The sequence below is a fragment of the Curtobacterium sp. MCBA15_007 genome, from assembly GCF_001864905.1.
GTDB lineage: Bacteria > Actinomycetota > Actinomycetes > Actinomycetales > Microbacteriaceae > Curtobacterium > Curtobacterium poinsettiae.
The window spans coordinates 37357-62601 of the sequence record NZ_MJGM01000087.1 but is presented as its reverse complement, the minus strand read 5'-3'; the positions used below and the strand labels follow the sequence as shown (position 1 = coordinate 62601).

Genomic DNA, 25245 nt, shown 5'->3' with positions numbered 1-25245 from the left:
TCCCTCTTCCTTCGTCGGGGCCGGATCAGCCGTTGGCCAGCAGGCTGTTCATCTTGGTCTGGGCGGTCTCGAGCGCCTGCTTCGGCGCCACCTGCCCCTTCATCGCGAGCGCGATCTGCTGGTCGAGGAAGTCCGTCATCGCGGAGTTCGCCTCGACCGGGTTGATGACCTTCGCCGACTTCAGGGCCTCGTTCGCCAGGACCCGGGCCTCGCCGTTCACGGTGCCGTCGTCCTTCGAGAAGTACGGGTCGGACTGCGACGACGTGGTGGACGGGAAGATGTTGACCTTGTGGGCGAACGCCTCCTGGTTCTTCGCGTTCGTCATGAACTTCGCGAAGGCCTCGGCGGTGGCGAGGTGCTTCGACTTGCTCGACACCGACAGGCCCTGCACGTAGAGCGGCGGGGTGTCGAGTGCGGGGCTGACGGTGACCTTGCCCTTGAGCGACGGATTGTTCTTCTCGAAGTCGGCGAGCGAGGTGGCGCCACCGGTCGTCCAGGCGACCTTGGCCTGCGTGAACAGGGTGGAGTTGCCGAGGTAGTCGCTGTTCAGCACGTTGGAGGGCATGTAGCCGTCCTGGTACGCGTCCTTGTAGCGGTCGATCAGGTCGGCGGCCTTCGACGAGTCGGCGAAGGTGAACTTCGTGCCGTCGGCGTTGAGCACCTTGACGCCGGCGAGCGTGAAGTCGCCGAGGCCGGGCTTCCGGCTCATCAGGTAGTCGGTCGGGCAGTTGTCGTGCATGGTCTTCGCCTGCGTGAACAGCTCGTCGGTGGTCTTCGGCGGGTTCTTCGCGTCGAGGCCGCACTTGGCGAACATCGTCGAGTTCCAGTAGTTCACGTCGGTGTTGAGGTACCAGGGGTACCCGAACGTGCCGTCCACTCCCTTGTACTCGTACGAGTCCACCGCGCCGGCGACGTACGTGCTGGCGAGCTTCGAGTCGTCCTTCGCGACGTCCTGCAGGAACCCGCGCTTCGCGAGCGGCAGGGCGATGTCCGGCGGCAGGTTGATCACGTCGGGCAGGCTGTTCGACGAGGCCTGGCTGAGCACCTTGTCGGCGTACCCGTCGCCCGGCTGGTCCTGCAGCTTGACCTTCGCGTCCGGGTGAGCCTGCTCGAAGTCCTTGATGACCCCGTTGAGGTACCCCGTGTAGGTGGGCGTGAGCGCCCAGGTCTGCAGGGTGATGGTGCCGCTGATCTCGCCGCCGCCGTTGTCGGCCGCGTTCCCGCCGCTCGAGCAGCCGGTCAGGACGAGCGCCGTGGCGGCGGCCGTCGCGAGCAGCGCGGTGGCGCGGCCCCTCGTCATGCGTGTGGTGGTCCTCATGGCGTCTGACTCCCTCGTCATAACTGAACCGGTTCAGCAGCAGTCACCGAACCCGTGTGTGGCAGCCACTGTGGATGACTAAAGCGCTATAGTCAACCCCGTGGCCACCAAGCGTCGAACGACGATCGCCGACATCGCCGCGCGGGCCGGCGTGTCCATCAGCGCGGTGTCGTTCGCGTTGAACGACCGCCCCGGCGTCTCCGACGAGACCCGTCGCCGCGTGCGCGAGATCGCCCGCGAGCTCGACTGGCAACCGCACACCGCGGCCCGGGCGCTCGGCGGCGCGAAGGCCGGTTCCATCGGGTTCGTGCTGAACCGCCCGGCCCGGACCCTGGGCACCGAGTCGTTCTTCGGCGACCTGATCTCCGGTATCCAACTCGGCCTCGCCGGCACCCACGTCGGCATGAACCTGCTCGTCGCGCGCGACGCCGAGGAGGAACTCGAGACCTACCGGGACTGGTGGCGGGGCCACCGTGTCGACGGCGTGATCGTGATCGACCCCCGTCGCGACGATGCCCGGCTCGCCCTGCTCGCCGACCTCGGCATGCCCACCGTCGTCGTCGGCTCGCACCCTTCCCCCGACGGCGCCGCCCCCACGGTCTGGATCGACGACTCGGACGCCACCGACACCGTCCTGCGGTACCTGCACGCGCTCGGGCACCGGCGCATCGCCCACGTCGCCGGGCGGCCGGAGTTCGAGCACACCGCGATGCGCATGGACCGGCTGCGCGCCTTCGCCGCAGACGAAGGGCTCGACGACACGGTGTCCGTACCGACCGACTACTCGGCCGAGGCCGGCGCGAGCGCCACCCGCACCCTGCTGTCCCGGAGCGTCCGACCGACCGCGATCGTCTACGACAACGACGTGCTCGCCGTCGCCGGGCTGGGCGTCGCGAGCGAGATGGGCGTCGCGGTGCCCGGGGACGTCTCGATCGTGTCCTTCGACGACTCGGCGATGATCCGGCTCGTCCGCCCGGCGATCACCTCGCTCACCCGCGACACCGTCGAGCTCGGACAGCGTGCGGCGACCCTGCTGCGCGCGCAGATCGACGCCAGCGCCCCGCTCCCCTCACGCCCGGGTCCCTCGCTCACCCTGAGCGTCCGCGAGTCCACCGGCCGCGCCCCCGCCTGACCCGCACCGGACGTCGGCGCCGACGACCCGCTCCCGCCGCCGCGCCCCACCTGACCCGCTCCCGCCGCCGCCGCGCCCGCCGCCGCTCCCGAAGCGCGGCGCGGCTGCCTGCACCTGGCGCGCACGCACCGCACTGCACTGCGCCGACGCGGGACGACGTGGTCTTCTCCGCGCCGTGACGGTTCTGGTTCACGAAACCCGAGGATCGTGAACCAGAACCGACATCGATGCGGAGCGGAACCTCCTTCTCCCGCGGGCAACGGTCACCGGCGGTTCGTCGGGGGCCGGACCCGCTCGAGTGCCCGCCGCATGGACGACGTCGTGCTGAAGCCGAAGCGGGTCGCGACGTCGGACGGGCGGTCGCCCCGCGCGAGTGCGCTCCGGACGGCGAGACTGCGGTACCAGCGGCCGAGCTGCGCGGGCGAGCATCCCGTCGCTGCGACGCACCGGCGCTCGAGGGTGCGCTCCGACATGTCGATGTCGGCGAGGAGGGCCTGCGGAGATGACGGACCGGCCGGATCGAACAGGCGGTCGAGGATCCGCGCGAGACCGTTGTCGCCGAGCATCGGGGGCGGGTTGTCGCGGAGCACCGTCGTGACGACGAGCCGGGCGAGGGCCTGCTGCTGCGCGCCGTGCCACCTGCCGCCGTCGAGGTGCCCGACGTGGCGCAGCGCGAGGCCGACGTCGGTCGAGGGAGCGCCGGGCGGGCCGGTCGTCGCGACGGGTGGGAGCGCGAGGACCTCGTCGGCGAGCGGGCCGAGCGTTGCGGTGCCGACGAGGACACCGGTGAGCGCGAAGAGCGCCTCGTGCGGGAACGCGGACGTCTCGGCGACGTGGGGTGGGGCGGAGCGCTCAGGGCCCGTGCTGATCGTGATCGTCGCGTGCGCTTCGACGAGGGCAGCGGTGCTGGCGTCGACGATCGCGATGTCGTCTCCGCGCCGGATCCAGACGGAGCGGGACCGCGTCGCCACCCAGACGTGCGTGCCCGTCGGTTCGACGTCGAGCGTCCATGCCTCGTCGTCGGAGCGGACCTCGGCGCCCGGCCCGACCTGGAGCCCGACGGCGTCGATCAGTGCTCGGAGCGCATCACCCATCCGACGAGCGTGATCCACGGGCAGGACGCGCGGACGTGGAGCGGGCAACCTGTGGAAGAGGGGGGATAACCCCACCCGGGGTGGGGAGAGGGCAGGATGGGGGAACGGCTCCGCGATCGCGAGGCTGGATGCATGACCGACACCGACCGCCTCGACCAGGCGCGAACCGTCCCGCTGGACGACGTCACGCCTTCGCCCGACCAGGCCCAGACCGTCCCACTGGGCGAGTCCGTGCCCCCTGGAGCCACCAAGCCGATGCCCCAGTACCCGCGCCAGCACCAGCACGACACCGGGGACACTCAGGGTGCCCGGCAGTCCCCGCCGGCGTCGTGGAGCGCCACCCCGCGCGTCGGGTCCGGCCCGGTCGGCGACCCCGGCTCGGGTCGTGGGTCCGGCATGACCGCTGGACAGTTCTACCGCGACGCGTGGAGGCGCCTGCCGCGGGACTTCGGCTACATGGCACTCACCGCCGTACTGCTCTGCACGCTGTACTTCGCGTTCCCGGCGGCGGTCTTCGGCGGCGGCTTCCGCGACCTGTTCAACCCGTTCGTCCTGCTCATGTTCTTCATCGCGCTGTTCGTGGCGCGGTGGCTCGGACAGTTCGAGAAGCTCCGCATGAGCTGGGCCGACCGACGCCCGATCCGCCCGGTGGACTGGACGCCCCGCTGGCAGCAGAACTGGTGGACCCGCACCGGCTCGGCAGTGGCCAACCCGCACTACTGGCTCTACCTGCTGCACGCCGCGGTCGTCTACCCGCTCGTCGCGGTCGCGACCGTCGGGACCGGTGCACTGCTGCTCGTCGGCTTCGCCTGGCCGATCGTCGTGGGCGGACTGTACTTCGCGAACAACGTCCGGGTCGGCTACTTCACGGACAGCGTCGGGTTCGTGACCGGCGTCGGTGCCCTCGGCCTGCTGTCGATGACCGCTTCGGTCGTGCTCTTCCCGCTCTGGGCCCGCGGGTCCGTCCTCGCGCACTACTGGGTCGACTTCGGCCTGCTGGGTGGCTTCCGGGCCGAGCAGCTCGAGCAGCGCGTCGCCGGCCTGCAGGCCTCCCGTGCCGGTGCCGTCACCGCCGAGGGGCAGGCGCTCCGCCAGATCGAGCGCGACCTGCACGACGGCCCACAGCAGCGGCTGGTGCGGCTCCGCATGGACCTGTCCGCCGCCGAGCGCGCCTTCGAGAAGGACCCCGAGAAGGCCAAGCAGCTCATCGGTGAGGCATCCGAGCACGCCCAGGACGCCCTCGACGAACTGCGCGCACTGTCCCGCGGCTTCGCCCCGCCGATCCTGCTCGACCGCGGACTCGTCGCGGCGCTCGAGGCACTGGTCGCCCGCACCCCGATCCCGGTGGGCCTGGACGTCCGGCTGCCCGAGGGCCTGGAGCTCGCCACGGAGATCCAGCGCAACGTGTACTTCACGGTGAGCGAACTCCTGACGAACACGATGAAGCACGCCGGCGCCACCACCGCCGGGGTGTACCTCGGCCTGGTCGTCGACGCCTCGGGTCTCTGGTACCTGACGGTCAGCGTCACCGACGACGGCCGGGGTGGCGCACGACCGCAGCAGGGCCACGGGATCGAGGGCCTGATCGGCCGCATGCGGGCCCTCGACGGCGACCTGGTCGTCTCGAGCCCCGAGGGCGGCCCGACCGAGGCCACCGCCCGGATCCCCCTCGGAGCCCTGAACGGCGTGCCGACGGCGGCGAACCAGCGGTCGTGACCCCACGGGGGCGCCCGCGCTCCCACTAGGCTGGTCGGCATGACAGACGGCCCGGATGCAGCACGCATCCGGGCCGTCGTCGTCGACGACGCCGTCCTGCTGCGCGAGGGCCTGGCCCGCGTGCTCGACGAGGCCGGCATCGACGTCATCGGGCAGTACTCCGACGCCCGGGCCTTCCTGGCGACCCTGCCCGACGGTGCGCCGGACGTCGTGGTGATGGACGTGCGGATGCCGCCGACCTTCACCGACGAAGGGGTCCGCGCTGCCGTCGAGACCCGCCGGATCGCTCCACGGACGGGCGTGCTCCTGCTCTCCCAGTACGTCGAGGCCACCTACGCCGAGGACGTCCTGGCCGCCGGCGCGACCGGCATCGGCTACCTGCTCAAGGACCGTGTCACCCGGCTCGAGGAGATCGACGACGCCGTCCGCCGCATCGCCGCCGGAGGCACCGTGCTCGACCCCGAGGTCGTCACGCAGCTGATGAGCCGCCGCCGCGACCCGCTCGCCGCGCTCACCCCGCGCGAGCGTGACGTGCTCGGGCTGATGGCCGAGGGCCGCACGAACGCCGCGATCGCCCGCGCCCTGGTGATCGGCACCGGCGCCGTCGAGAAGCACGTGTCGAGCATCTTCGGCAAGCTCGCGCTCGAGGACACCGGAGAGGACCACCGCCGTGTCCTCGCCGTCCTCGCCTACCTCGGATGAGCCGAGCCCTGTGATGAACCGGGTCCCCGCGCCCCTGCTGGCCCTCACCGCGATGGTGTCCGTCCAACTCGGCGCCGCGATCGCGAAGACCCACTTCGACGAGGTCGGTGCGGTCGGGGCCGCCACGCTCCGGCTCGTCATCGGTGCCGTCGTCCTCGCCCTGGTGGTCCGTCCACGCGTCCGGCACTGGACGCGGGCGCAGTGGCTCGGTGCGGTCGGCCTCGGCCTGGCGCTCGGCGGCATGAACGTCTTCATCTACCTGTCGTTCGCGAGCATCCCGATCGGTGTCGCCGTGACGATCGAGTTCCTCGGGCCGCTCGCCCTGTCGCTCGTGCACACCCGGCGCTGGCGTGATGCCCTGTGGGCCGTGCTGGCGCTCGCGGGGGTCGTGCTGCTCGGCGTCGGCCCGACCGCGGCGACCGAGGTGGGCGGGGTCGTCTGGGCGGTCCTCGCGGCCGGCTGCTGGGCGGGCTACATCGTGATGAACCGGCACGTCGGCGCCGCGATCCCCGGCGTCGACGGGCTCGTCGTGTCGATGGTGGTCGCGATGCTCGTGTCGTTGCCGTTCGGGCTCCGGTCCGCGGTCGACGGTGTCGTGCGCGAACCGGCGCTCCTGCTCGTCTTCGGTGCCGTCGCCGTGCTGTCCAGCGTGCTGCCGTACGCCCTCGAGATGCTCGCGCTCCGCCGGATGCCGACACGGGTCTTCGGGGTGCTGCAGAGCCTCGGCCCGGCGATCGCCGCCCTGGCCGGCCTGGTGGTGCTGGCCGAGGGGCTGTCGGTGCTCGAGACGGTCGCCCTGGCGTGCGTCACCGCCGCGAGCGTCGGCGTGACGCTGTCGGCGCGTCGCCGACGTGGCGGACCGGTGGGGTGAACGAAGAGGAGGCCCGGATCACGTCCGCCGACGGCGGTGCGTGATCCGGGCCTCCTGAGAAGTCCGTCTACTCGTCGCGCAGGAAGTCTGCGTACGTGGGTTCCGACTGCTCACCCGACAGCAGGGCCGGATCGTTGATCCGACGCTCGACGTAGGCGCTGATGACCTCGGGCGGGGTGAGCACGTGGGCGACCCAGGACGGCACCGCTGCGTTCTTCATGGTGCCTCCTTCGTGAGCACGGGTCCGGACCGAATGCCTCGATCAGTGAGTTACTTGCTGAACCCGTGTTCGCTAAACCATCCTCGGGGTGTGGGCGGAAGTCAACGCAGTGCGTTCTGCGGACTCCGGTTCGCGCTGTCCCGGTCGGCACGGAGCGTGCGGTGCTTCACCGCGGAACGCCACACCCACGCCTCGGCCTGCTGCCCGAACTGCGCCCACTCCACGAGCACGGCGTCGCGGGTCCAGCTCTTCGCGAAGGCCTTCACCCGAACGTGGAAGGTCGGGAACTGGATCCACGCCCAGACCGGCTTCGGGGTGACGGCGTGGCAGACGTCGTCGCCGCGGGCGTCCTCGGACAGGGAGTAGGCGCGCGGACGCTCGACCTCCGGGTGTTCCGGGGGCTGCCACCGGTTCTCGCGACGCCGTCCCACGACGGTATTCGAACGTGTGTTCGAACAGCCGTCAAGTCGACCGCGCCGTCTGGACGACGACCCGGTGCCCGACGGGCGTGTCGCAAGGGGCGCCGAACCGCGGGGAACGTGTTCCGCTGGCGCCGCCCCGGGGCATAGGGTGCGGGCATGCAGAGCAGCACGGGGGTACGGGTGGTGTCGGCGGCCGCGGTGGTGGCGGCGCTGGTGTTCGGAGCGGCCGGACTGGTCGGGACGGTCTGGTTGGCGCCCTGGGACCTGCCCCGCGGGCTGCTCCTCGGCGCCACGGTCGTCGGGGGCATCGCCGGCGTCGTCGTGCTCGTCGCCGCGGTGCGTGCTCGGGACCGCCGGGCGCTCACGTTCGCGGTGTCCGTGCTCGCGTTCGCGCTCGTGTCGCTGGTTCCCGGACTGTTGATCGACGTGTTCCTCGTCGTCGCGCAGGCGGCGCTCGTGGCCTTCGGCGTCGTCACGGTCCGGAGCGAACCGGGTGCGCAGCGGGCCTTCGGCTGGATCGTCACGGTGGCGGCCGCGGCGTGGTTCGTCACCGCGCTGCTGTCGAACACCGTGCTCCTCACGGCACTCCCGCAGGAGTCCCTCGGCGTGGCCTTCGCGGTCCCGGGCCTGCTGCAGACCGTCGCGTACCTGGCCGCCGCGGTGCTCGTCGCCGTGCCGCTGCTGCGCCCGGTGGGCCGCGGCGTCGGCGTGCTGTGGGCCTCGGCCGAGGTGCGCTGACCCGGACTCCCGCCCGCCTCAGCCCACGCGGGCAGCCAGACGCTCGGAACGCCGTCGTGCCTGCTCCCCGGGGTCCGGCACCGGGGCAGCCTGGATGAGCCGTCGTGTGTACGGGTCCTGCGGCGAGCGCAGGACGGCGTCGCGCGTTCCCTGTTCGGCGACCCGGCCCCCGTGCAGCACGACGACCCGGTCGCACAGCGTGTCGACCACGGCCAGGTCGTGGGTGACGAACAGGCACGCGAACCCGAGGCGCTCCTGCAGCTCGCGGAACACGTCGAGCACGCGGGCCTGCACCGACACGTCGAGTGCGCTCGTCGGCTCGTCGGCGATCAGGAGCGCGGGGTCGAGCGCCACCGCGCGGGCGATCGCGACGCGTTGCCGTTGGCCGCCGGAGAGTTCGTGCGGGTAGCGCTCGGCGTACACGCCGTCGAGACCGACGTCGGCGAGGAGCCGCTCGACCCGTTCCTCGACCTGCACCGCCGGCAGCCGGAGGATCTGGCGGAGCGGCTCGGCGACGGTCTGCCCGACGGTGTACCGGGGGTTGAGCGACCGGAGCGGGTTCTGGAACACCACGCCGACGTGCTGGCGCATCTGCCGTCGGGCGGCTCGTCGTGCGCCGGCGACGTCGGTGCCCTCGATGACCACCGAGCCCGAGGTGATCGGCGCGAGGCCGACCGCGGCCCGGCCGATGGTGGTCTTGCCGCTGCCGGACTCCCCCACCAGGCCGACGATCTCGCCACGGCCGACGGTGAACGACACGTCGTCGACGGCACGGAACCGGCCCCGCAGGGCGCCGCCGTACTCGACCACGAGGTGCCGGACGTCCAGGACGGCGGCCGGGGGCTCCGTGGCGGAGCCGAGCCGGGCCTCCAGACCGGACCCGGTGCCCATGCGCGGGACCGCAGCGAGGAGTTCCCGCGTGTACTCGGCGGACGGTGCGGCGAAGACCGCCTCGGCGGTGCCGGTCTCGACGACGCGGCCGCGGCGCATCACGACCACGCGGTCGGCGAGGTCCGCGACGACACCCATGTCGTGGGTGATGAGCAGGATCGCGGTGCCGGTGCGTTCACGCAGCGCGCGGAGGACGTCGAGCACCTCGGCCTGCACGGTGACGTCGAGGGCGGTCGTCGGCTCGTCCGCGATGAGCAGGTCCGGGCCCGCGGCGAGCGCCATCGCGATCATCACGCGCTGGGCCTGCCCGCCGGAGAGTTCGTGCGGGTACTGGCCCAGGCGGCGTTCGGGTTCGGGGACCTCCACGGCGCGGAGCAGCTCGAGCGAGCGTTCCCGGACGGCGGCGCGGTCGTGCGGGCCGTGGGTGCGTCGGACCGCCTCGGCGAGCTGGAACCCGATGGTGAACACCGGGTTCAGGGCCGCGGACGGGTCCTGGAAGACCATCGACACGCTGCGGCCCCGGACCGACCGGAGGGTGCGCTCGTCGGCGCCGATGACCTCGAGGTCGCCGAGCCGGATGCTCCCCGAGGCACGGGCGCCGTCGGGGGCGATGCCCATCGCGGTCATCGCCGTCATGCTCTTGCCGGAGCCGGACTCCCCCACGACGGCGACGACCTCGCCCCGGGCGACGGTGAACGAGGCGTCGTCGACGGCACGGACGACCTCGCCGTCGACGTCGAAGGTGACGGTGAGGTGCTCGACGGTCAGGACGTCGGTGGTGCCGCTCATGGGGTCTCCGGGGGGTCGGTGTCGTCGCGGGCGGCCTTGAAGGCCTCCCACTCCTCGAGCATCTTGCGGTGGTAGCCCTGCAGCCACTGCATGTAGTCGCGGCCGTTGAGCAGACGTTCGCGGACCTCGGCGTCCACGTCGCCCGTGCCGGTGCGGCCGGCCCCCTCGACGACGGCGAGCCCGCGGCCGATGATGTCGCGCTGCCGGTCGAGGTACTTCCGTTCGCTGGCGAGCCAGGAGCCCCAGACGTCGGCCTCGGCACGGAAGTAGTGGCTGCGCTCGCCGGGGACGATGTGGCGCTTCACGAAGCCGGAGTCGACGAGCCGTCGGGTGGCCATCGACACCGACCCCGAGCTGGCACCGAGCGCTGCCTGCAGGTCGGACGACGACGAGTGCGGTGCGCGGGTCATCATCAGGTAGCCGAGCACCCGGGCGTCGGTGAGGGGCATGCCCGCGCCGTCGTTGAGCATCAGGGCGAACTCCTCGACGAAGGCCTGGCGCTCCGGTCCGAGCAGCCGGTCGTCGTCGGCGTCGGTGCCGGCGCCGTCGGTGCCGCCGGGCTGGCCCCGGTCGTCGGTCACGAGGCCAGCCCGGCGGCCACCTCGGGTCGCTCGTCCGGGATCGACCACGGCTCCTGGGACATGCCGCCACCGCCACGGATCGCCCGTACGGTGCCGTCCTCGTCGCGGGTGTAGGTGATGTCCTCGTCGACGGAGCCGAAGCGGTTGCCGTGGGTCATCCGCAGGGTGTCGGCGTCGACGACCTCGAGCCGGGTGGGTGTGTCCATCGGCTCCGGGCCGGACGGGTCGACCTCGACGAGCCGGTCACCGATCCGGGCGACGTCGGTGACGCCCCACGGGTTCGCGAAGCGTCCGGTGAACGTGGTGGTGTCGACGTCGTCGGGCACCGGGGTCCCCGGGGCGTCGGTGTCGGCCGCGGCGTCGAGCATGGCGATGACCGCGGTGGCGATGACCGTCGCGGGTCCGGCGGCGGCGCTGGTCAGCACGGACACGACGAGCCCGGACGCCGGGTCGAACATCGACTGGGTGATGTGGCCGGGGAACCCGCCGGAGTGGCCGCGGATCTCGCGTCCGCCGATCCGGTCGACGATGAACCCGGCGCCGTAGCCGCGGGCCGCGGGGTCGTCGGTGGCGCTCCAGGCCTTCCGCTGTGCGAGGCGCTTGGAGTGGTCGTCGAGCAGGGTGCCCTGCCCGATCACGTGCTGCGAGAAGTAGCGGACCAGGTCGGACGCGGTGCCGTGGAACCCGGTGGCGGCGGCCATCGCGCGGGTGTCGACGTGGTCGATGCGCTGCCGGTGCCGCGCGGTGTGGAACCCGGTGTACCCGACCACGAAGTCGTCGGCGCGTGCGGGGTCCCAGTCGGGGCCGGTGTTCCGCAGGCCCAGGGGTTCGGTGATCGACTCGCGCACGAAGTCGTTGTACGACTGCCCGGACACCGCGGCGATGACGAGGCCGAGCAGGGAGTAGCCGAGGTTCGAGTAGTTGAACGACGAGCCGGTCGGTACCTTCTGGCCCCGGTCGAGCACGAGCGCCAGGAGTTCCTGCCCGTCGGGGAACGGGCGGAGCAGGGACCAGTAGTCGCCGTCGTGTCCGTCGCGGATGACGCCGGCCCCCATCTCCATCAGCTCGCGCAGGGTGGCGTCGGCGAGCGGGGAGCCACCGTCGACCAGCGCCGGGACGTACGTGCCGACGGCGTCGTCGAGGCGGAGCGACCCGCGCTCGGCGAGCTGCAGCACGGCCGTCGCGGTGAACGTCTTCGAGTGCGAGGCGATGCGGAACAGGTCGGTGGTGGTCAGGCGGCGCCCGGCCTCGACGTCGGCGTAGCCCCAGGCCTCGTCGAACAGGACCTCGCCGCCGAAGCCGACGGCGACCTGCACGCCGGGCACCCGCAGCTGCCACACCTTGTACGACACCCACTCACGGATGTAGGGCAGGGTCTTCCGGTAGGCGGAGAGGGTGTCGGTCACGGTGGTCCTTTCGAGGGGCGGTGGTTCGAGTCTGGCGCGTCGATCGCTGCGGCGTCCGCCGCGACGCACGTCAGCGCCGACGTGGGTCGAGCGCGGCGCGCAGCGTGTCGCCGAGCGCGATGACGGCGAGCACGGTCACGGCGAGGAACGCCGCCGGCGCGATGAGCATGTGCGGGGCCCGGAGGAACTGCGACGTCGCCGCGGACAGCTGCAGCCCCCACGAGATCGCCGGACGCTCCAGCCCGATGCCGAGGTAGGTCAGCGACGACTCGGACACGATGACCCCGCCGACGGTGATGGTGGCGAGCACGAGCAGCGGCGAGATCGACGACGGCAGCACGTACCGGGTGGTGATCCGCCACGTCGACAGCCCCATCGTCCGGGCGGCGAGCACGAACTCGGCGCCCCGGACGCTGCGGACGCTCGACCGCACGAGCCGCGCCATCGTCGGCCACCCGAACAGGGCGAGCACGAGCGACACGGTGAGCACCGACCGCTCCCCCACGCTGTTCAGCACGACGACGGCGCCGAGCAGGAACGGGAACCCGAGGAACACGTCGGTGAGCCGGGCGAGGACGGCGTCGACCCACCCGCCGACCATGCCCGCGACGGTCCCGACGACGACCGCGACCATGCCGGCGAGCAGGGTCGTGAGCACCGCGACGGCGATCGACGACCGGGTGCCCCAGATGACGTTCGCGTACACGTCGCAGCCCTGCAGGTCGAAGCCGAACGGGTGCCCGGCGGTCGCTGACGCCCCGCTCCGGCCGAGGTCGCACACCCGCGGGTCGCCGTGGCCGAACAGTCCGGCGAACAGCTGCGGGAACGCCGCGATGAGCAGGACCACCACGAGCACCGACGCGGGCACCCAGAACCCCGGCGTCCGTGCGGCGGCGAGCAGTGGCCGACGCCGGACCCCGACGACGGGTTCGACGGTGGCGCCGAGGGCTTCGGTGGTCATCGGGAGGCTCCTGTCCGGACGCGCGGGTCGAGGGCGGCGTGCAGCAGGTCGACGAGCACGCTCGTGACGAGGAACACCAGGATGAGGGCGGTCGAGATGCCGACGACGACGGCGCCCTCGTGCGAGCGGATGCCCTGGAACAGCAGGTTCCCGACGCCCGGCAGGTTGAAGATGCCCTCGATGATGACGGTGCCGCCCATCAGGTACCCGAGGTCGGTCGCCAGGTAGGTGGCGGTGGGGATGAGCGAGTTCCGCAGCACGTGCACACCGACGATCCGGCCCGGCGCGAGCCCCTTCGCGCGGGCCGTCCGCACGTAGTCGGCGTCGAGCGTCTCGATCATCGACGTCCGGGTGAGCCGGGACACCGCGGCCAGGCCGAACAGGGCGATCACGAACGCCGGCAGGACGTACGCGGTCGGCCACCCGGCGGTGACGCCCGCGACCGGGAACCAGTCCAGCCGCACCGAGAACACCAGCTGCAGGGCCACGCCGAGCACGAACACGGGGACCGCCCCGACGACGATGGTGCCGACGAGCACCGTCTTGTCGAGCACCGTGCCGCGCTTGAGCGCCGAGACCACGCCGAGTCCGATGCCCAGGACGATCTCGAGCGCCCACGCGCTGAGCGCCAGCGTGATCGTCACCGGCCAGCGCGAGGCCATCTGCTCGCCGACGGACTGCCCGTTGAAGTCGGTGCCGAAGTCACCCCGGAACAGGCCGCCCAGGTACTGCACGTACTGCAGCCACAGCGGCTGGTCCAGGTGGTACTCCGCCCGCAGCGCCCGCACGACCGAGTCGGTCAGGGGGCGCTCGCCGCCGAGGGCCTTGATCGGGTCGCCGGGCAGCGCGAACGTCATCGCGTAGATGAGGAAGGTCACCCCGAGGAACACGATGACCAGGCCGCCGAGCCGGCGACCGACGGCGAGCGTCGGACGCATCACGCGCCTCCCGACACGGCCGCCGACACCGGACGGGAGGCACGGCTCGGGTCCGCCACGTGGCTCGCGCAGGCGAGGATCGCCCCGTACTGCACGCCCACGAGCTTCCCCACCGGGATCGGCTCGGCACCCGTCGACGCGTCCGCCTGCCAGTGCGCGTACCGCTCGGCCAGGCGGTCGCGGAGCCGCCGGAGCGGCGCGGACGCCGTGCCGGCGGTCGTCTCCGCCTCGACGGCGCGCAGGAGCATGCCGCCGTAGCGCAGGCGGAAGCAGCGGACCAGGTCCTCGCAGCCGAAGCGCTCCGCGACGGTGGCCGTCCGGTCGGCCGGTTCCCGTTCGGCGCGGCGGCGGTCGGTGTCCGCCATCCCGGCGAGCATCGGCACGAACGCCCGGGAGGCCTCGACGAACGGCGACGGGATCGAGAGCATCGGCGACGCCTCGTCGAGGAACGCCTGCAGTTCCGCACCCGAGGCGCCGAGCTCGTCCGCGCACCGGCGCAGCAGGTCGGCGTACGACTCGTCGGTCGCGGTCTGGTCGTCGGCGTCGGGGTGGCTCCAGTACGGCAGCTCGGCCACCATGCAGAGGGCCCCGTGCCGCATCGCCCACGCCGCGCTCGACCCGCCGTGGATGTGCTCACCCGGGTCGACACCGAGCTCCTCGAGGTAGGCGTACGCCGTCTCGATGCCATCCATCGCGAACACCGCCGGTGCGAGCTCCCGCAGGTACGGGGACTCCGGCTCCCCGGTGTCGAGCGGCAGCCCGAGGGCGGCCGGCACCGCGTGCAGGGTGTCGACGACGTCGGGCAGGTCCTCGGACAGGTAGTAGTAGACGCCGCCCATCTCGCCGTTGTGCAGGCTCACGAGCAGCTCCGGCTCGGTGTCGTCGATGAGCCGCATGAACGCGAGCGTCTCGGGCAGCACCTGGTCGAAGTACACGGACCTGTAGCTGTTCGGGAACGTCCACTCGACCTGGCTGTCCGGGGCTGGCCGGTAGAAGTGGCGCGAGTAGAACACCCGGTCGTGCGGGTCGTGGAACCACGCCTCGTTGAGCCGCATGCCGTCCGGGTCGATCGTCGGGACGATGTACCAGGTGACGTCGAGCGCCTGCACCCGCTCGTCACCGAGGGCCGTCTCGGCGAGGTGCAGCGCCGTCCACGAACCGATCGGCTCGTTCGGGTGCACCCCGCCGACCACGACGGCCGCGTGCGACCCGGTGCCGATGCGGTAGCTGTGCAGGGGTTCGCCGAGGCGGCTCGTGCCGATCCGGGTGACCGTGACCCGGTCGGGGTGCGCCACGGCGAGCGCGGCGAACCGGGCGTGCAGGTCGTCGACGAGCGGGAAGCCGTCGTGGTCGGGGACGTCGCGGACCAGGTCGAGGACGGTGTGCTGCTCCATGCTCCGCCCTACTTCACGGCGATCTGCGCGATCACGGGGCTGCCCGCCACCGCCGGCAGCTTCGCGATCTTGTCGCTCGTGACGTACGAGTACTTGTCGAAGAAGGTCGGGACGATCGGGAAGTCCTCGAGGACGGCCTGCTGCGTCTTCGTGTAGTACCCGTTCGCCTCGTCCTGGGACCCGGCGGAGTCGGCCTTCGCGAGCAGCGAGTCGACGTCGTCGGACTGGTAGTACCCGGTGCACGGGGAGCACCCGCCGGCCGTGGTGAACAGCGCGCGGAGCGTGTTCTGCTGGCTGATGTAGAGCGCGCCCCAGTGCCCGAAGTGCGGGCCGGCGACCTTCTTGTCCGTGAGCTCCGAGTAGTACGACGCCCAGTCGGTGGTGGCCTTCGCCTCGGCGTCGATGCCCAGGTTCTGCCGGATCTGGTTGGCGTACGCCTCGTACAGGGAGTCGAGGCCGGAACCGCCCGGGTAGACGAGCGTCATGGTGCCGTCGAACCCGCCGGCACCGGCGAGGAGCTTCTTCGCCGCCGCCGGGTCGAACTCGCAGGCGTCGCCGCAGATGCCCTCCTCGGTGCCGGACATCGACGGCGGGGTCAGTGCGGTGGCCGGTTCGTACAGACCGCCGTAGATGGCGTCGTTCACCTGGTCACGGTCGATCGACATCGAGATCGCGCGGCGCACGTCGGGGTCGGAGTACCGGTCGTCCCACAGCGGGAAGCCGAGGTAGTCGATGCCGGGGGCGTCGAAGGAGTGCAGGCGGTCGCCGAAGTCGGCCTTCGCGCTCGTCATCTTGTCCGTCGGCAGGAACAGCACGTCGGCGTTGCCGGCAAGGACGTCGGTGTACGCGGTGTTCATGTCGGAGTAGCTGCGGAAGGTCACCTCGTCGGTGGCGGGCTTCGTGCCCTCGTAGTCCTTCCAGGCCGTGACGGTGAACTCCTGGTCCGCCTTCCATGCCTTCGTCATCTCGTACGGGCCGTTGCCGATCGGCTTCTCGTCGTACGCCTTCAGGTCGTCGTAGGCGGCCTCGGGCATCGGGTAGAACGCGGTCTGGGCCTGGCTGAGCTGCAGCGGGAACTGGCTGTCCGCGTGGGTGAGCGTGACCGTGAAGGTGTCCTTGCCGGTGACCTTGAGCCCCGACATCTCCTTGGTCTTCGGGGTGCCCTTCGCCGGGTTGAGGTCGGAGTACCCGACGATCCCGGCGAGCTGGCCGCTGTTCTCCCACGCGTTCGGGCCGTAGGCGACGTGGTTCCAGGCCTTCACGTAGCTCTCCGGCGTGACGGGCTCGCCGTTCTGGAACGTCCAGCCGTCCCGCAGCGTGATCGTCCACGTGGTGGCGTCGTCGCTCTCGACGCTCTTCGCCGCGACGTCGTGCAGGTCGCCGTCGGCGTCGGTCTGGGTCAGCGGTGCGAAGACGCTCATCACCTGGTCGAAGGCCACGGTCTGCCGGCCCGGGGTCAGGTGGTCGGGCTCGCCGGTCGCGTACACCAGGCTCGAGGGAGCGTCGTCGTCGGCCGTGCCGCCCGCCGAGCAGCCGGTCGCCACCAGGGCCAAGGTTGCCGCCGCGGCCAGCGCGGCGATCGTCCTGCGTCGCATGATCTCTCCTCGATCGGGTGCGGCCGGATCCCTGCCCGGTCGTCGTGGTGGGAAAGCTAGGACGGTTCGAATCCCGACCACAAGACTTCTTTCAATGCGCTCTGAGAGTTTTACCGCGCAGAAACACCAGCGAAACCACGCCCGTCGCAGGACCCGGCTCGTTGTGCCACGCTCGGAGGATGCGCCACACACCGCACTTCCTGCTGACCGACGTCGACGAGGTCCGACGCCTCATCACCGGGAACCCGTGGGCGACGATCGTGTCGCACACCGCGGACGGACTGGTCGCCTCGCACTACCCGGTGCTGCTCGAGACCCCCGGCCCCGACGACGACCCGGACGCCCTCGTCCTGGTGTCCCACGTCGGCCGACCCGACGAGGTCGCGCACGGACTCGGACAGCACGAGGTCCTCGTCGTGTTCCAGGGCCCGCACGGCTACGTCTCCCCCGCCTGGTACCCGCCGGAACAGTTCGTGCCCACCTGGAACCACGTCACCGCCCACGTCTGGGGCACCCCCGAGATCCTGTCCGACGACGAGAACTTCCGGGTGCTCGGCGAACTCGTCGACCACTTCGAGCACGTCATGCCCTCGCCCGTGTCGTTGCAGGTCGACGAGGAGACCGCCCGCCGGATCGCGAAGGGCACCGTCGGCATCCGGATCCGCGTCACCCGGTTCGACGCCCGCGCCAAGCTGTCGCAGAACAAGGCCCCCGAGGTGATCGACCGCATCGTCGCCGGCCTGCGGGGCGACGGCCCCTACGCGTCGCCGGCGCTCGCCGACGAGATGGCACGAGCGCACGCTGCGCGCGCTGACGACCGGGAGGCTCGATGAGCGAGATCCTGCTGCGCGCCGTCCGGCGTGTGGGCACCTCCGGGGCCCCTGCCGACGTCCGCATCGTCGACGGTCGCGTCACCGAGATCGCCCCGACCGGCACGCTCGACCCCTCGAGCGTCGACACCGACGTGGTCGAGGCCGGCGGCGCCTGGCTCGGTCCGGGCCTGCGCGACCACCACACGCACTTCGACCAGTGGGCGCTCGTCCGCCGCCGTGTCGACGTCACCGGCTGCGACTCCGCCGAGGCGACCGCCGACCTGCTCGCCGCCGTCGCGCGGGCGGGCGTGACGGACCGCGTCCTGGTCGGACACGGCTACCGCGACGGGACGTGGCCGCGCCCTGCGCGACGCGAGCTGCTCGACCGTGCCGCACCGAGCCTCCCGACCGTCGTCATCAGCGCGGACCTGCACGCGGTGTGGTGCAACGCCCTCGCGCTCGCGCACTTCTCCGCCGCTGTCGGCCGCCCGCTCGAGGCGGGCGAGGACGGGGTCCTGCGCGAGCAGGACGCGTTCGACGTGACCGGTGCGTTGTCGCAGGTGCCGGACGATGCGCTCGACGCGTCCGTGGCGGACGCTGCCGAAGCAGCGGCGGCCCGCGGGGTGACGGGCGTGGTCGACCTCGAGATGCGCTTCGGGCTCGACCGCTGGCGCCGCCGGATCCACGCCGGCACCGACGCGATCCGGGTCGCGTCCGGGGTGTACCCGGCCGAGCTCGACGAGGCCATCGCCCGGGGGCTGCGCACCGGCGACGTGGTCGAGGGCACCCGTGGGCTGCTCACGATGGGACCGTTCAAGGTGGTCACGGACGGGTCGCTCGGCACGCGGACCGCCGCGATGACCGACGGCTCCGGCGTGCTCGCCTGGCCGTTCGAGGACCTCGTCGCGATCACCCGGCGTGCCGTCGACGCCGGACTCGTCCCCGCGATCCACGCGATCGGCGACCGGGCGAACGCCCTGGCCCTCGACGTCTTCGAGACCGTCGGGACCCGCGGCACGATCGAGCACGCGCAGTTGCTCGTCGACACCGACGTCGACCGGTTCGCCCGGCTCGGGGTCGCCGCGTCGGTGCAGCCCGAACACGCCATGGACGACCGGGACATCGCCGACCGGCACTGGGCCGGGTACACCGACCGGGCGTTCGCCTTCGCCTCGCTCGCACGGGCCGGAGCGCGCCTGCTGCTCGGGTCGGACGCCCCGGTGGCGCCGCTCGACCCGTGGGTCTCGATGGCGGCGGCCGTCGGGCGGGACCGCGACGGCCGCGATCCGTGGCACCCGGCCGAACGGCTCTCGTCGCTCGTCGCGTGGCAGGGGTCGACCGACGGGCGGGTCGGGGTGTCCGTCGGCGACGTGGCGGACCTGGTGTTCGTCGAGTCCGACCCGCTGGCGGCATCGTCCGCCGCTCTGCGCGGCATGCGGGTGCTCGGGACGGCCGTCGCCGGGCGGTTCACGTACCGGGAGCTGTGAGCAGGAGGACGGGCGGGTGCGTCCGTGTTCCGTGGGCTACTTCTGGTCCTTCGGGCACCAGTAGAGCTTCCGGCCGGCCATGTCGGCCATCCGGATCTCGGTGCCGCACACCCGGCAGGGCTCGCCCTGACGGTGGTAGACCCAGTGGCGGTCCTTGCGGGAGCGCAGGGCCTTCTTGTGGTCAGCCTCGGACAGGTCGTCCATCGTCATCATCAGACCGTCGCGGACGCCGTCGTGCAGCAGCTTCGACCAGTCCGCCCAGAGCGCCTTGGCCTGCTTGACGGTGATCTTCTTGCCCGGCTTGTACGGATCGATGCGCTGCCGGAACAGCAGTTCGGCGCGGTAGATGTTGCCGATGCCGGCCACCACGGACTGGTCCATGAGCAGCTGCCCGATCGCGACGTTGCGCTTCCGGACGTTGTCGACGAAGGTCTTCTCGGCCTCGGGCCCGTCGTCGTTCATCGGGTCGGGGCCGAGCTTGTCGAGCGCGCGCTGCACCTCGGCCGGGGTCTCCACGACGCACGCGGTCGGGCCGCGCAGGTCGGCGACGGTGTCCTCGGTGAGGATCCGCACGCGCACCTGGCCGACCGGGTCCGGCGGGAACGACTCGATCGGGTCCTCCGCCTTCTCCTGCTCGGCCATCCGGTAGCGGGCGAGCCGCGGTGCGCCGATCGAGCTGAGCGACTCTTCGCGGTCGTCGTCGTCGGACAGCGCCTCGGCGGTGGAGATCACGCCCGCGAAGTCCCACGCGCCGTACAGGCCGAGGTGGACGCGGAGGAACAGGTCGTCCTCGAACTCCAGGAACATCTGCTTCGCGACCGCCCGGGCGGCGATCAGGCGCTTGCCGTCGAGCTGCGCGGCCCCGGCGGCGAAGCGGCCCTGGGGACTCGACACCTCGCAGCGCTTGCCGACGAAGTGCCGGGTGAACTGGTTGGCGATGCGGTGGACGGAGTGACCCTCGGGCATTGGTCTTGTCTACTCGGTGCTGCTCGGTGTTGCTGGACCGTGGGTCCGAGCCCTACGCGTCGATCTGGCGACCGGCGATCAGCCCGGTGGTCTCGTACTCGGCGAGCTGGGCGATGCGGCGGGCGTGGCGCTCCTCGCCCGAGAACGGCTCGGCGATGAACAGGTCGACGAACCGGATCGCCTCGTCCTCGGTGTGCTGGCGCGCGCCGATGGAGATGACGTTGGCGTCGTTGTGCTGACGGGCGAGCAGCGCGGTCGACTCGTTCCAGACGAGCGCGGCCCGGATGCCCTCGACCTTGTTGGCGGCGATCTGCTCGCCGTTGCCGGAACCGCCGAAGACGACACCGAGGGCCTGGACACCGTCGCGCTGGTCCTGCACCACGGCGTGCGCGGCGTTGATGCAGAACGAGGGGTAGTCGTCGAGCGCGTCGTACTCGGTCGGACCGTGGTCCACCACCTCGTGCCCGGCGTCGGTCAGATGGGTTGCGAGGGTCTTGTTGAACTCGAGGCCGGCGTGGTCCGTTCCGAGGTGGATGCGCATGGAACCGATCCTATTCCTGCGGCTCCGGGGCCTGGACCACCACGGACTACGGTGCGCGGACCACCACGACGAGGTACCGGGTGGGGTCCTCGCCCGGGTTGCGGTAGACGACGTCGGCGGGGTCGCCGAGCTCGATCCGGTCCCCCGCCGCCAGCCGCGTCGGCTCACCGCCGACGACGACCTCGAGCACGCCGTCGACGACCCAGATGCAGTGCCGCAGGAACGCGTAGGCGGACGCCGGGTAGGCCACTTCGCGGCCGGCCGGGAGGCGCACCTCGGTGACGTCGGCGGGGAACGCTGCGCTCGAGACCGGACGGCGGCGGTACCCGGTGTCGGGATCGGTCCAGGAATCGGCGGTCGCGCCGCGTTGCACCCCACGCGCCTCGTCGGGGTCCGTCGCCCTGGGCACCTCGTGCTCCAGGGCATCGTCGAGGAGCTGCGAGATCGTCAGGCCGAAGGCGCCGGACAGGCGACCGAGGATCGTCGCGGTGGGGCTGGAGACCCCGCGCTCGACGCGGTTGATCATCGCGCGGGAGACGCCGGACTCCTCGGCGAGCTCGGTGAGGCTCCACCTGCGCTCGCTGCGGAGGCGCTGGAGCCGTTCGCCGAGCGCCCGCTGCTCGGCGACCGAGGTGTCGTCGGCGCCGGTTGCGGGATCGGCATGCGCGTCGTCTACGATGTGAGACATGACGACAGCATATGCGACGAACGGGGTCGTGATCCGCGACTGCACCCCGGCCGACCTCGACGTCGTGCACGCCCTGCACGTCGATGCCGTCCTGCACTCCACCGCCATCTGGCAGGACATCCCGCACCCGCGTCCGTACTTCGACGGGTGGCTCGCCGAGCGGCAGGGCGGCGGGTACCCGGTGGTCGTGGCCGAGGTCGACGGGGTCGTGGCTGGCTACGCGACGTACTCGCAGTGGCGGCAGCCGGACGGGTACCGGCAGACCGTCGAGCACAGCGTCTACGTGGTCGAGGCGTTCCGCGGCCGGGGCATCGCGACGACGTTGATGGCCGAGTTGGTCGCGCGGGCCACCGCCGAGGGCCGACACGTGATGATGGCCGGGATCTGCAGCACCAACACGGGGTCGATCGCCCTGCACGAACGCCTGGGCTTCGCCACGGTCGCGGTCGTGCCCGAGGTGGGACGCAAGTTCGACCGCTGGCTCGACCTGACGCTCATGCGGCTGCCGCTCATCTGACGCGACGGGCGGGGCGGGCGCACCACGGGCCTCCCGGCCACCCGTCCCCCGCCGGTCAGCGCCGGATCAGTCGGTGGTGTCGAAGATCGGGCCGACGGTGCGCGAGCGCTTGAGCTCGAAGAACGCGGGGACCTTCGCGACGGCGACGACGCCGTCCCACAGGTCGAGCGCCTCCTGGCCCTTGGGGGCCGGGGAGATGACCGGTCCGAAGAACGCGGTGCCCTCGACGGCGATGACCGGCGTGCCGACGTCCTGCCCGACACGGTCGATGCCGTCCTGGTGGCTGGCGCGCACGGCGGCGTCGACCTCGTCGGTCCAGGCGTACTCGAGCAGGTCGGCGTCCAGGCCGAGCTCCGCGAGCACGGCGGGGACGACCTGCTCGGGGTCGGACTCCTGGCGGTGGTGGATGTGCTCGCCGAGGGCGTCGTACAGCGGCTTCACGACGTCCTGGCCGAGCCGGAGCTTCGCCGCCGCGACGATGCGCGGGTAGACCTGGCCGGCGTGCAGGCGCTCCTTGTAGCTGTCCGGCACGTCCTGGTCCTCGTTGAGGACGAACAGGCTCATCACCTTCCACGTCACGTCGAGGTCGCGGTGCTCGGCGACCTCACCCACCCAGCGGCTCGTCATCCAGGCCCAGGGGCAGTTCGGGTCGAACCAGAACTCCACGGCGGTGCGCTCGGTGGTGGGGTCGGTCGGGTTGTCCACAGTCGTCTCGGTCACGATCCGAGCGTACGCGGCGTCGCTAGGCTGGAGCCCATCGTCCCGCCGGCGCACGACGCCGTCCGGGGCCCCGTACGCGGACACCGATCGTCCGCGTCCCCAGCGAAGATGGAGCGTTGCGTGCCCGGAGAGAACCTCACCCGAATCGAAGCCCAGGAGCGCGCGGCCGTCGTCGCCGTGCAGACGTACGACGTCGAGCTCGACCTGACCCGCGGTGCAGAGAGCTTCGGCAGCACCACGCGGGTGCGCTTCACCGCCACCGCCGGCGCATCGACCTTCATCGACGCCATCACGAAGACCGTGCACTCGATCACGCTGAACGGCACGGCGCTCGACGTCGCCGCGGTGAACGACGGCGTCCGCATCCAGCTCGACGACCTGCAGGAGCAGAACGAGCTCGTGGTCGTCAGCGACGCGCTGTACACGAACACCGGCGAAGGCCTGCACCGCTTCGTCGACCCGGTGGACGACGAGGTGTACCTGTACTCCCAGTTCGAGGTCCCCGACTCGCGCCGCATGTTCGCGGTGTTCGAGCAGCCCGACCTGAAGGCCGAGTTCTCCTTCACCGTGACGGCGCCGTCGCGGTGGCAGGTCGTCTCGAACTCCCCCACGCCGGAGCCGCACGTCGACGGCGACGTCGCGACGTGGGCGTTCCCGCCCACCGCGCGCATCTCGAGCTACATCACCGCGCTCGTCGCCGGCCCGTACGAGGTCGTGCGCGACGAGCTGACCAGCCGCGACGGCCGGACGATCCCGCTCGGCGTGTTCGCGCGCAAGTCGCTCGCCGCGTACCTCGACCCCGAGTACGTGTTCGAGACCACGAAGAAGGGCTTCGCGTACTTCGAGGAGAAGTTCGACGTCGCCTACCCCTTCGACAAGTACGACCAGCTGTTCGTGCCGGAGTTCAACGCCGGCGCGATGGAGAACGCCGGGGCCGTCACCTTCACCGAGACCTACGTGTTCCGGTCGAAGGTCACCGACGCCATCAAGGAGCGCCGGGTCGTCACGATCCTGCACGAGCTCGCCCACATGTGGTTCGGCGACCTGGTCACCATGAAGTGGTGGAACGACCTGTGGCTCAACGAGTCCTTCGCCGAGTGGGCGTCGACGATCGCCACGGCAGAGGCCACCGAGTGGACCGAGGCCTGGACCACGTTCCAGGCGATGGAGAAGTCCTGGGCCTACCGCCAGGACCAGCTCCCCTCGACGCACCCGATCGTCGCGACGATCAACGACCTCGAAGACGTCCAGGTCAACTTCGACGGCATCACCTACGCGAAGGGCGGCTCGGTCCTCAAGCAGCTCGTCGCGTGGGTCGGCATCGACGCGTTCTTCGCCGGTGTCTCCGCCTACTTCAAGAAGCACCACCACTCGAACACCGAGCTGCGCGACCTGCTCGTCGAGCTCGAGGCGACGAGCGGCCGTGAACTCACCGAGTGGTCGAAGCTCTGGCTCGAGACCGCGGGCGTCAACACCCTGCGCCCCGAGATCGAGACCGACGAGTCCGGCGTCATCACGTCGTTCACGGTCCTGCAGGAAGCCCCCGCCGACTACCCGACGCTGCGTCCGCACCGTCTGGCCATCGGCGTCTACGCGTTCCGGAACGACGAGTCCGCACCGTTCGGCGCGGACACGGCATCCGCCGGCGGCAAGCTCGAGCGGGTCCAGCGCGTCGAGATCGACGTCGACGGCGCCCGCACCGACGTGCCCGAGCTCGTCGGCGTGCACCGCGGCGACCTCGTGCTCCTGAACGACGACGACCTGGCCTACGCCAAGATCCGTCTCGACGAGCACTCCCGGCGCACCGCGATCGAGCACCTCGCGTCCATCGCGAACCCGCTCGCCCGCTCGATCGTCTGGGGTTCCGTGTGGGACGCCACGCGCGACGCCGAGTCCCCCGCCAGCGACTACGTCCGCCTGGTGCTCGGCAACATCGCGACCGAGACCGAGTCGACCACCATCCGCACGACGCTCTCGCAGCTGCTGCTCACCGCACGCAACTACGTGGCGCCGGGCTCGGTCGAGGCCACGGTCCGCACCGTCGGCGACACGCTCTGGCAGCTCGCGTCCTCGGCCGAAGCCGGTTCGGACGCGCAGTTCCAGTTCGTGAAGTTCTTCGCGCAGATCCCGTCCACGCCCGAGCACGTCGCGACCCTGCAGGGACTGCGCGACGGTTCGGTCACGCTGCAGGGCCTCGAGATCGACACCGACCTGCGCTGGGAGCTGCTCGAGGGCCTCGTGCTCGCGGGCGCCGCGGGCAGCACCGAGATCGACGCCGAGCTCGCTGCGGACAAGACCGCGTCCGGCGAGCAGGCCGCGGCCCGCGCCCGGGCGACGATCCCGACGGCCGAGGGCAAGCTGGCGGCGTTCTCGTCGCTGGTCGACTCGTCCGAGCTGCCGAACGCGATCGTGCGGCAGACCACGGTCGGGTTCCAGCACGTGAACAGCCCGGTCCTGCTCGAGGGCCTCGTGCCGAAGTACTTCGAGGTGCTCACGCGCATCTGGGCCGAACGCAGCTACCACATGGCGGACACCATCGTCTCGGGCCTCTACCCGGCGCCGCTCGCGTCGGCCGAGCTCCGTGACGCCGCCGCCGCGTGGCTCGCGGAGCACCCGGAGACGCCGGCGCTGCGCCGCATCGTGTCCGAGAGCCTCGCGGGCACCGAGCGGGCGCTCCGGGTCCAGGCCGCGGACGCCTGAACCCTGCGCTGATCCGGCGGGGTCTTGGTGTTCCTCCAGGGACGCC

24 protein-coding genes are annotated in these 25245 nt (G+C 71.6%); 9 read left to right on the top strand and 15 right to left on the bottom strand.

The window, feature by feature from the left end:
* Nucleotides 1-25: 25 nt before the first annotated feature.
* Nucleotides 26-1300: a sugar ABC transporter substrate-binding protein gene (locus tag BIU95_RS16560; RefSeq protein ID WP_071252269.1), complete on the bottom strand. Its 1275-nt coding sequence runs from the start codon at nucleotides 1298-1300 to the stop codon at nucleotides 26-28.
* A gap of 118 nt (nucleotides 1301-1418) precedes the next feature.
* Here BIU95_RS16560 and BIU95_RS16555 point away from each other — a divergent pair, with 118 nt between their 5' ends.
* Complete coding sequence (locus tag BIU95_RS16555; protein WP_083389429.1) at nucleotides 1419-2450, top strand: LacI family DNA-binding transcriptional regulator; 1032 nt, start codon at nucleotides 1419-1421, stop codon at nucleotides 2448-2450.
* A 263-nt stretch (nucleotides 2451-2713) separates the two neighbouring features.
* On the opposite strand, the gene BIU95_RS16550 is transcribed toward BIU95_RS16555, so the two are convergent.
* On the bottom strand, nucleotides 2714-3544 hold the full coding sequence (locus BIU95_RS16550; RefSeq protein ID WP_071252265.1) for an AraC family transcriptional regulator: 831 nt from the start codon (nucleotides 3542-3544) through the stop codon (nucleotides 2714-2716).
* Between the two features lie 132 nt (nucleotides 3545-3676).
* Between BIU95_RS16550 and BIU95_RS16545 the strand changes: the two genes are divergently transcribed.
* Genes BIU95_RS16545 through BIU95_RS16535 form a run of 3 tightly spaced genes read left to right on the top strand, consistent with a single transcriptional unit; the run spans nucleotide 3677 to nucleotide 6833 of the window.
* Entirely contained in the window at nucleotides 3677-5260 is a 1584-nt protein-coding gene (locus tag BIU95_RS16545; RefSeq protein WP_017886015.1) for a sensor histidine kinase, read from the top strand.
* A 39-nt stretch (nucleotides 5261-5299) separates the two neighbouring features.
* Entirely contained in the window at nucleotides 5300-5962 is a 663-nt protein-coding gene (locus tag BIU95_RS16540; protein ID WP_042538529.1) for a response regulator transcription factor, read from the top strand.
* A gap of 13 nt (nucleotides 5963-5975) precedes the next feature.
* Entirely contained in the window at nucleotides 5976-6833 is an 858-nt protein-coding gene (locus BIU95_RS16535; RefSeq protein WP_071252263.1) for a DMT family transporter, read from the top strand.
* 67 nt (nucleotides 6834-6900) lie between these two features.
* Here BIU95_RS16535 and BIU95_RS18860 read toward each other — a convergent pair whose 3' ends face one another.
* On the bottom strand, nucleotides 6901-7053 hold the full coding sequence (locus BIU95_RS18860) for a hypothetical protein (RefSeq protein ID WP_017886018.1): 153 nt from the start codon (nucleotides 7051-7053) through the stop codon (nucleotides 6901-6903).
* A 101-nt stretch (nucleotides 7054-7154) separates the two neighbouring features.
* Entirely contained in the window at nucleotides 7155-7484 is a 330-nt protein-coding gene (locus BIU95_RS16530) for a hypothetical protein (protein WP_017886019.1), read from the bottom strand.
* Nucleotides 7485-7631: 147 nt separating this feature from the next.
* Between BIU95_RS16530 and BIU95_RS16525 the strand changes: the two genes are divergently transcribed.
* Nucleotides 7632-8213 (top strand): hypothetical protein, encoded by a 582-nt coding sequence (locus tag BIU95_RS16525; protein WP_139179879.1) that lies wholly within the window; start codon nucleotides 7632-7634, stop codon nucleotides 8211-8213.
* A gap of 18 nt (nucleotides 8214-8231) precedes the next feature.
* Here the strand turns inward: BIU95_RS16525 and BIU95_RS16520 are convergent, their stop codons facing one another.
* The 7 genes from BIU95_RS16520 to BIU95_RS16490 all read right to left on the bottom strand — a co-directional run bounded on the left by BIU95_RS16520 (nucleotide 8232) and on the right by BIU95_RS16490 (nucleotide 16768).
* Nucleotides 8232-9893 carry an ABC transporter ATP-binding protein gene (locus tag BIU95_RS16520; RefSeq protein ID WP_071252262.1) on the bottom strand — a complete coding sequence of 554 codons (1662 nt, stop codon included), beginning with the start codon at nucleotides 9891-9893 and terminating at the stop codon, nucleotides 8232-8234.
* On the bottom strand, nucleotides 9890-10474 hold the full coding sequence (locus BIU95_RS16515; protein WP_071252260.1) for a GbsR/MarR family transcriptional regulator: 585 nt from the start codon (nucleotides 10472-10474) through the stop codon (nucleotides 9890-9892). The genes BIU95_RS16520 and BIU95_RS16515 overlap by 4 nt, the downstream gene beginning before the upstream one ends.
* Nucleotides 10471-11880 carry a serine hydrolase gene (locus BIU95_RS16510; RefSeq protein ID WP_071252257.1) on the bottom strand — a complete coding sequence of 470 codons (1410 nt, stop codon included), beginning with the start codon at nucleotides 11878-11880 and terminating at the stop codon, nucleotides 10471-10473. Before BIU95_RS16510 ends, BIU95_RS16515 begins: the two co-directional genes overlap by 4 nt.
* A 70-nt stretch (nucleotides 11881-11950) precedes the next feature.
* Nucleotides 11951-12841: an ABC transporter permease gene (locus tag BIU95_RS16505; RefSeq protein WP_042538539.1), complete on the bottom strand. Its 891-nt coding sequence runs from the start codon at nucleotides 12839-12841 to the stop codon at nucleotides 11951-11953.
* Nucleotides 12838-13779, bottom strand: a complete 942-nt coding sequence (locus BIU95_RS16500; RefSeq protein WP_056071426.1) for an ABC transporter permease — start codon at nucleotides 13777-13779, stop codon at nucleotides 12838-12840. Before BIU95_RS16500 ends, BIU95_RS16505 begins: the two co-directional genes overlap by 4 nt.
* A complete protein-coding gene (locus BIU95_RS16495; protein WP_071252255.1) occupies nucleotides 13779-15173 on the bottom strand; it encodes a M14 family zinc carboxypeptidase in 1395 nt (464 codons plus the stop codon). The genes BIU95_RS16500 and BIU95_RS16495 overlap by 1 nt, the downstream gene beginning before the upstream one ends.
* A gap of 8 nt (nucleotides 15174-15181) precedes the next feature.
* Nucleotides 15182-16768 carry an ABC transporter substrate-binding protein gene (locus BIU95_RS16490; protein ID WP_071252253.1) on the bottom strand — a complete coding sequence of 529 codons (1587 nt, stop codon included), beginning with the start codon at nucleotides 16766-16768 and terminating at the stop codon, nucleotides 15182-15184.
* Nucleotides 16769-16947: 179 nt separating this feature from the next.
* On the opposite strand from BIU95_RS16490, the gene BIU95_RS16485 reads away from it, so the two are divergent.
* A complete protein-coding gene (locus BIU95_RS16485; protein WP_071252251.1) occupies nucleotides 16948-17601 on the top strand; it encodes an FMN-binding negative transcriptional regulator in 654 nt (217 codons plus the stop codon).
* On the top strand, nucleotides 17598-19067 hold the full coding sequence (locus BIU95_RS16480) for an amidohydrolase (protein ID WP_056071439.1): 1470 nt from the start codon (nucleotides 17598-17600) through the stop codon (nucleotides 19065-19067). Before BIU95_RS16485 ends, BIU95_RS16480 begins: the two co-directional genes overlap by 4 nt.
* A 36-nt stretch (nucleotides 19068-19103) precedes the next feature.
* Here BIU95_RS16480 and BIU95_RS16475 read toward each other — a convergent pair whose 3' ends face one another.
* From BIU95_RS16475 to BIU95_RS16465, 3 genes are read right to left on the bottom strand one after another with little or no spacing between them, the layout of a single operon-like run.
* Nucleotides 19104-20033 carry an Fpg/Nei family DNA glycosylase gene (locus BIU95_RS16475; protein ID WP_017886030.1) on the bottom strand — a complete coding sequence of 310 codons (930 nt, stop codon included), beginning with the start codon at nucleotides 20031-20033 and terminating at the stop codon, nucleotides 19104-19106.
* Between the two features lie 52 nt (nucleotides 20034-20085).
* Nucleotides 20086-20574 (bottom strand): ribose-5-phosphate isomerase, encoded by a 489-nt coding sequence (locus tag BIU95_RS16470; protein ID WP_017886031.1) that lies wholly within the window; start codon nucleotides 20572-20574, stop codon nucleotides 20086-20088.
* Nucleotides 20575-20620: 46 nt separating this feature from the next.
* The gene (locus BIU95_RS16465; RefSeq protein ID WP_083389427.1) at nucleotides 20621-21262 is read right to left on the bottom strand and encodes a helix-turn-helix domain-containing protein; all 642 of its coding nucleotides are present in this window, start codon (nucleotides 21260-21262) and stop codon (nucleotides 20621-20623) included.
* Here BIU95_RS16465 and BIU95_RS16460 point away from each other — a divergent pair.
* Nucleotides 21261-21779, top strand: a complete 519-nt coding sequence (locus BIU95_RS16460) for a GNAT family N-acetyltransferase (protein ID WP_071252249.1) — start codon at nucleotides 21261-21263, stop codon at nucleotides 21777-21779. The two genes, BIU95_RS16465 and BIU95_RS16460, sit on opposite strands and share 2 nt — an antisense overlap.
* A gap of 66 nt (nucleotides 21780-21845) precedes the next feature.
* Here BIU95_RS16460 and BIU95_RS16455 read toward each other — a convergent pair whose 3' ends face one another.
* Nucleotides 21846-22499, bottom strand: a complete 654-nt coding sequence (locus BIU95_RS16455) for a DsbA family protein (protein ID WP_259496435.1) — start codon at nucleotides 22497-22499, stop codon at nucleotides 21846-21848.
* 120 nt (nucleotides 22500-22619) lie between these two features.
* On the opposite strand from BIU95_RS16455, the gene pepN reads away from it, so the two are divergent.
* The gene (gene pepN, locus BIU95_RS16450) at nucleotides 22620-25199 is read left to right on the top strand and encodes an aminopeptidase N (protein ID WP_056071444.1); all 2580 of its coding nucleotides are present in this window, start codon (nucleotides 22620-22622) and stop codon (nucleotides 25197-25199) included.
* Nucleotides 25200-25245: the final 46 nt, after the last annotated feature.

Coding starts and splice junctions, on each gene's coding strand:
- BIU95_RS16535 (WP_071252263.1), top strand. CDS start 5,976: ATGAACCGGGTCCCCGCGCCCCTGCTGGCCCTCACCGCGATGGTGTCC.
- BIU95_RS16485 (WP_071252251.1), top strand. CDS start 16,948: ATGCGCCACACACCGCACTTCCTGCTGACCGACGTCGACGAGGTCCGA.
- BIU95_RS16480 (WP_056071439.1), top strand. CDS start 17,598: ATGAGCGAGATCCTGCTGCGCGCCGTCCGGCGTGTGGGCACCTCCGGG.
- BIU95_RS16540 (WP_042538529.1), top strand. CDS start 5,300: ATGACAGACGGCCCGGATGCAGCACGCATCCGGGCCGTCGTCGTCGAC.
- BIU95_RS16550 (WP_071252265.1), bottom strand. CDS start 3,544: ATGGGTGATGCGCTCCGAGCACTGATCGACGCCGTCGGGCTCCAGGTC.
- BIU95_RS16490 (WP_071252253.1), bottom strand. CDS start 16,768: ATGCGACGCAGGACGATCGCCGCGCTGGCCGCGGCGGCAACCTTGGCC.
- BIU95_RS16520 (WP_071252262.1), bottom strand. CDS start 9,893: ATGAGCGGCACCACCGACGTCCTGACCGTCGAGCACCTCACCGTCACC.
- BIU95_RS16470 (WP_017886031.1), bottom strand. CDS start 20,574: ATGCGCATCCACCTCGGAACGGACCACGCCGGCCTCGAGTTCAACAAG.
- BIU95_RS16465 (WP_083389427.1), bottom strand. CDS start 21,262: ATGTCTCACATCGTAGACGACGCGCATGCCGATCCCGCAACCGGCGCC.
- BIU95_RS16460 (WP_071252249.1), top strand. CDS start 21,261: ATGACGACAGCATATGCGACGAACGGGGTCGTGATCCGCGACTGCACC.
- BIU95_RS16500 (WP_056071426.1), bottom strand. CDS start 13,779: ATGCGTCCGACGCTCGCCGTCGGTCGCCGGCTCGGCGGCCTGGTCATC.
- BIU95_RS18860 (WP_017886018.1), bottom strand. CDS start 7,053: ATGAAGAACGCAGCGGTGCCGTCCTGGGTCGCCCACGTGCTCACCCCG.
- BIU95_RS16505 (WP_042538539.1), bottom strand. CDS start 12,841: ATGACCACCGAAGCCCTCGGCGCCACCGTCGAACCCGTCGTCGGGGTC.
- BIU95_RS16525 (WP_139179879.1), top strand. CDS start 7,632: ATGCAGAGCAGCACGGGGGTACGGGTGGTGTCGGCGGCCGCGGTGGTG.
- BIU95_RS16545 (WP_017886015.1), top strand. CDS start 3,677: ATGACCGACACCGACCGCCTCGACCAGGCGCGAACCGTCCCGCTGGAC.
- BIU95_RS16475 (WP_017886030.1), bottom strand. CDS start 20,033: ATGCCCGAGGGTCACTCCGTCCACCGCATCGCCAACCAGTTCACCCGG.
- BIU95_RS16560 (WP_071252269.1), bottom strand. CDS start 1,300: ATGACGAGGGGCCGCGCCACCGCGCTGCTCGCGACGGCCGCCGCCACG.
- BIU95_RS16495 (WP_071252255.1), bottom strand. CDS start 15,173: ATGGAGCAGCACACCGTCCTCGACCTGGTCCGCGACGTCCCCGACCAC.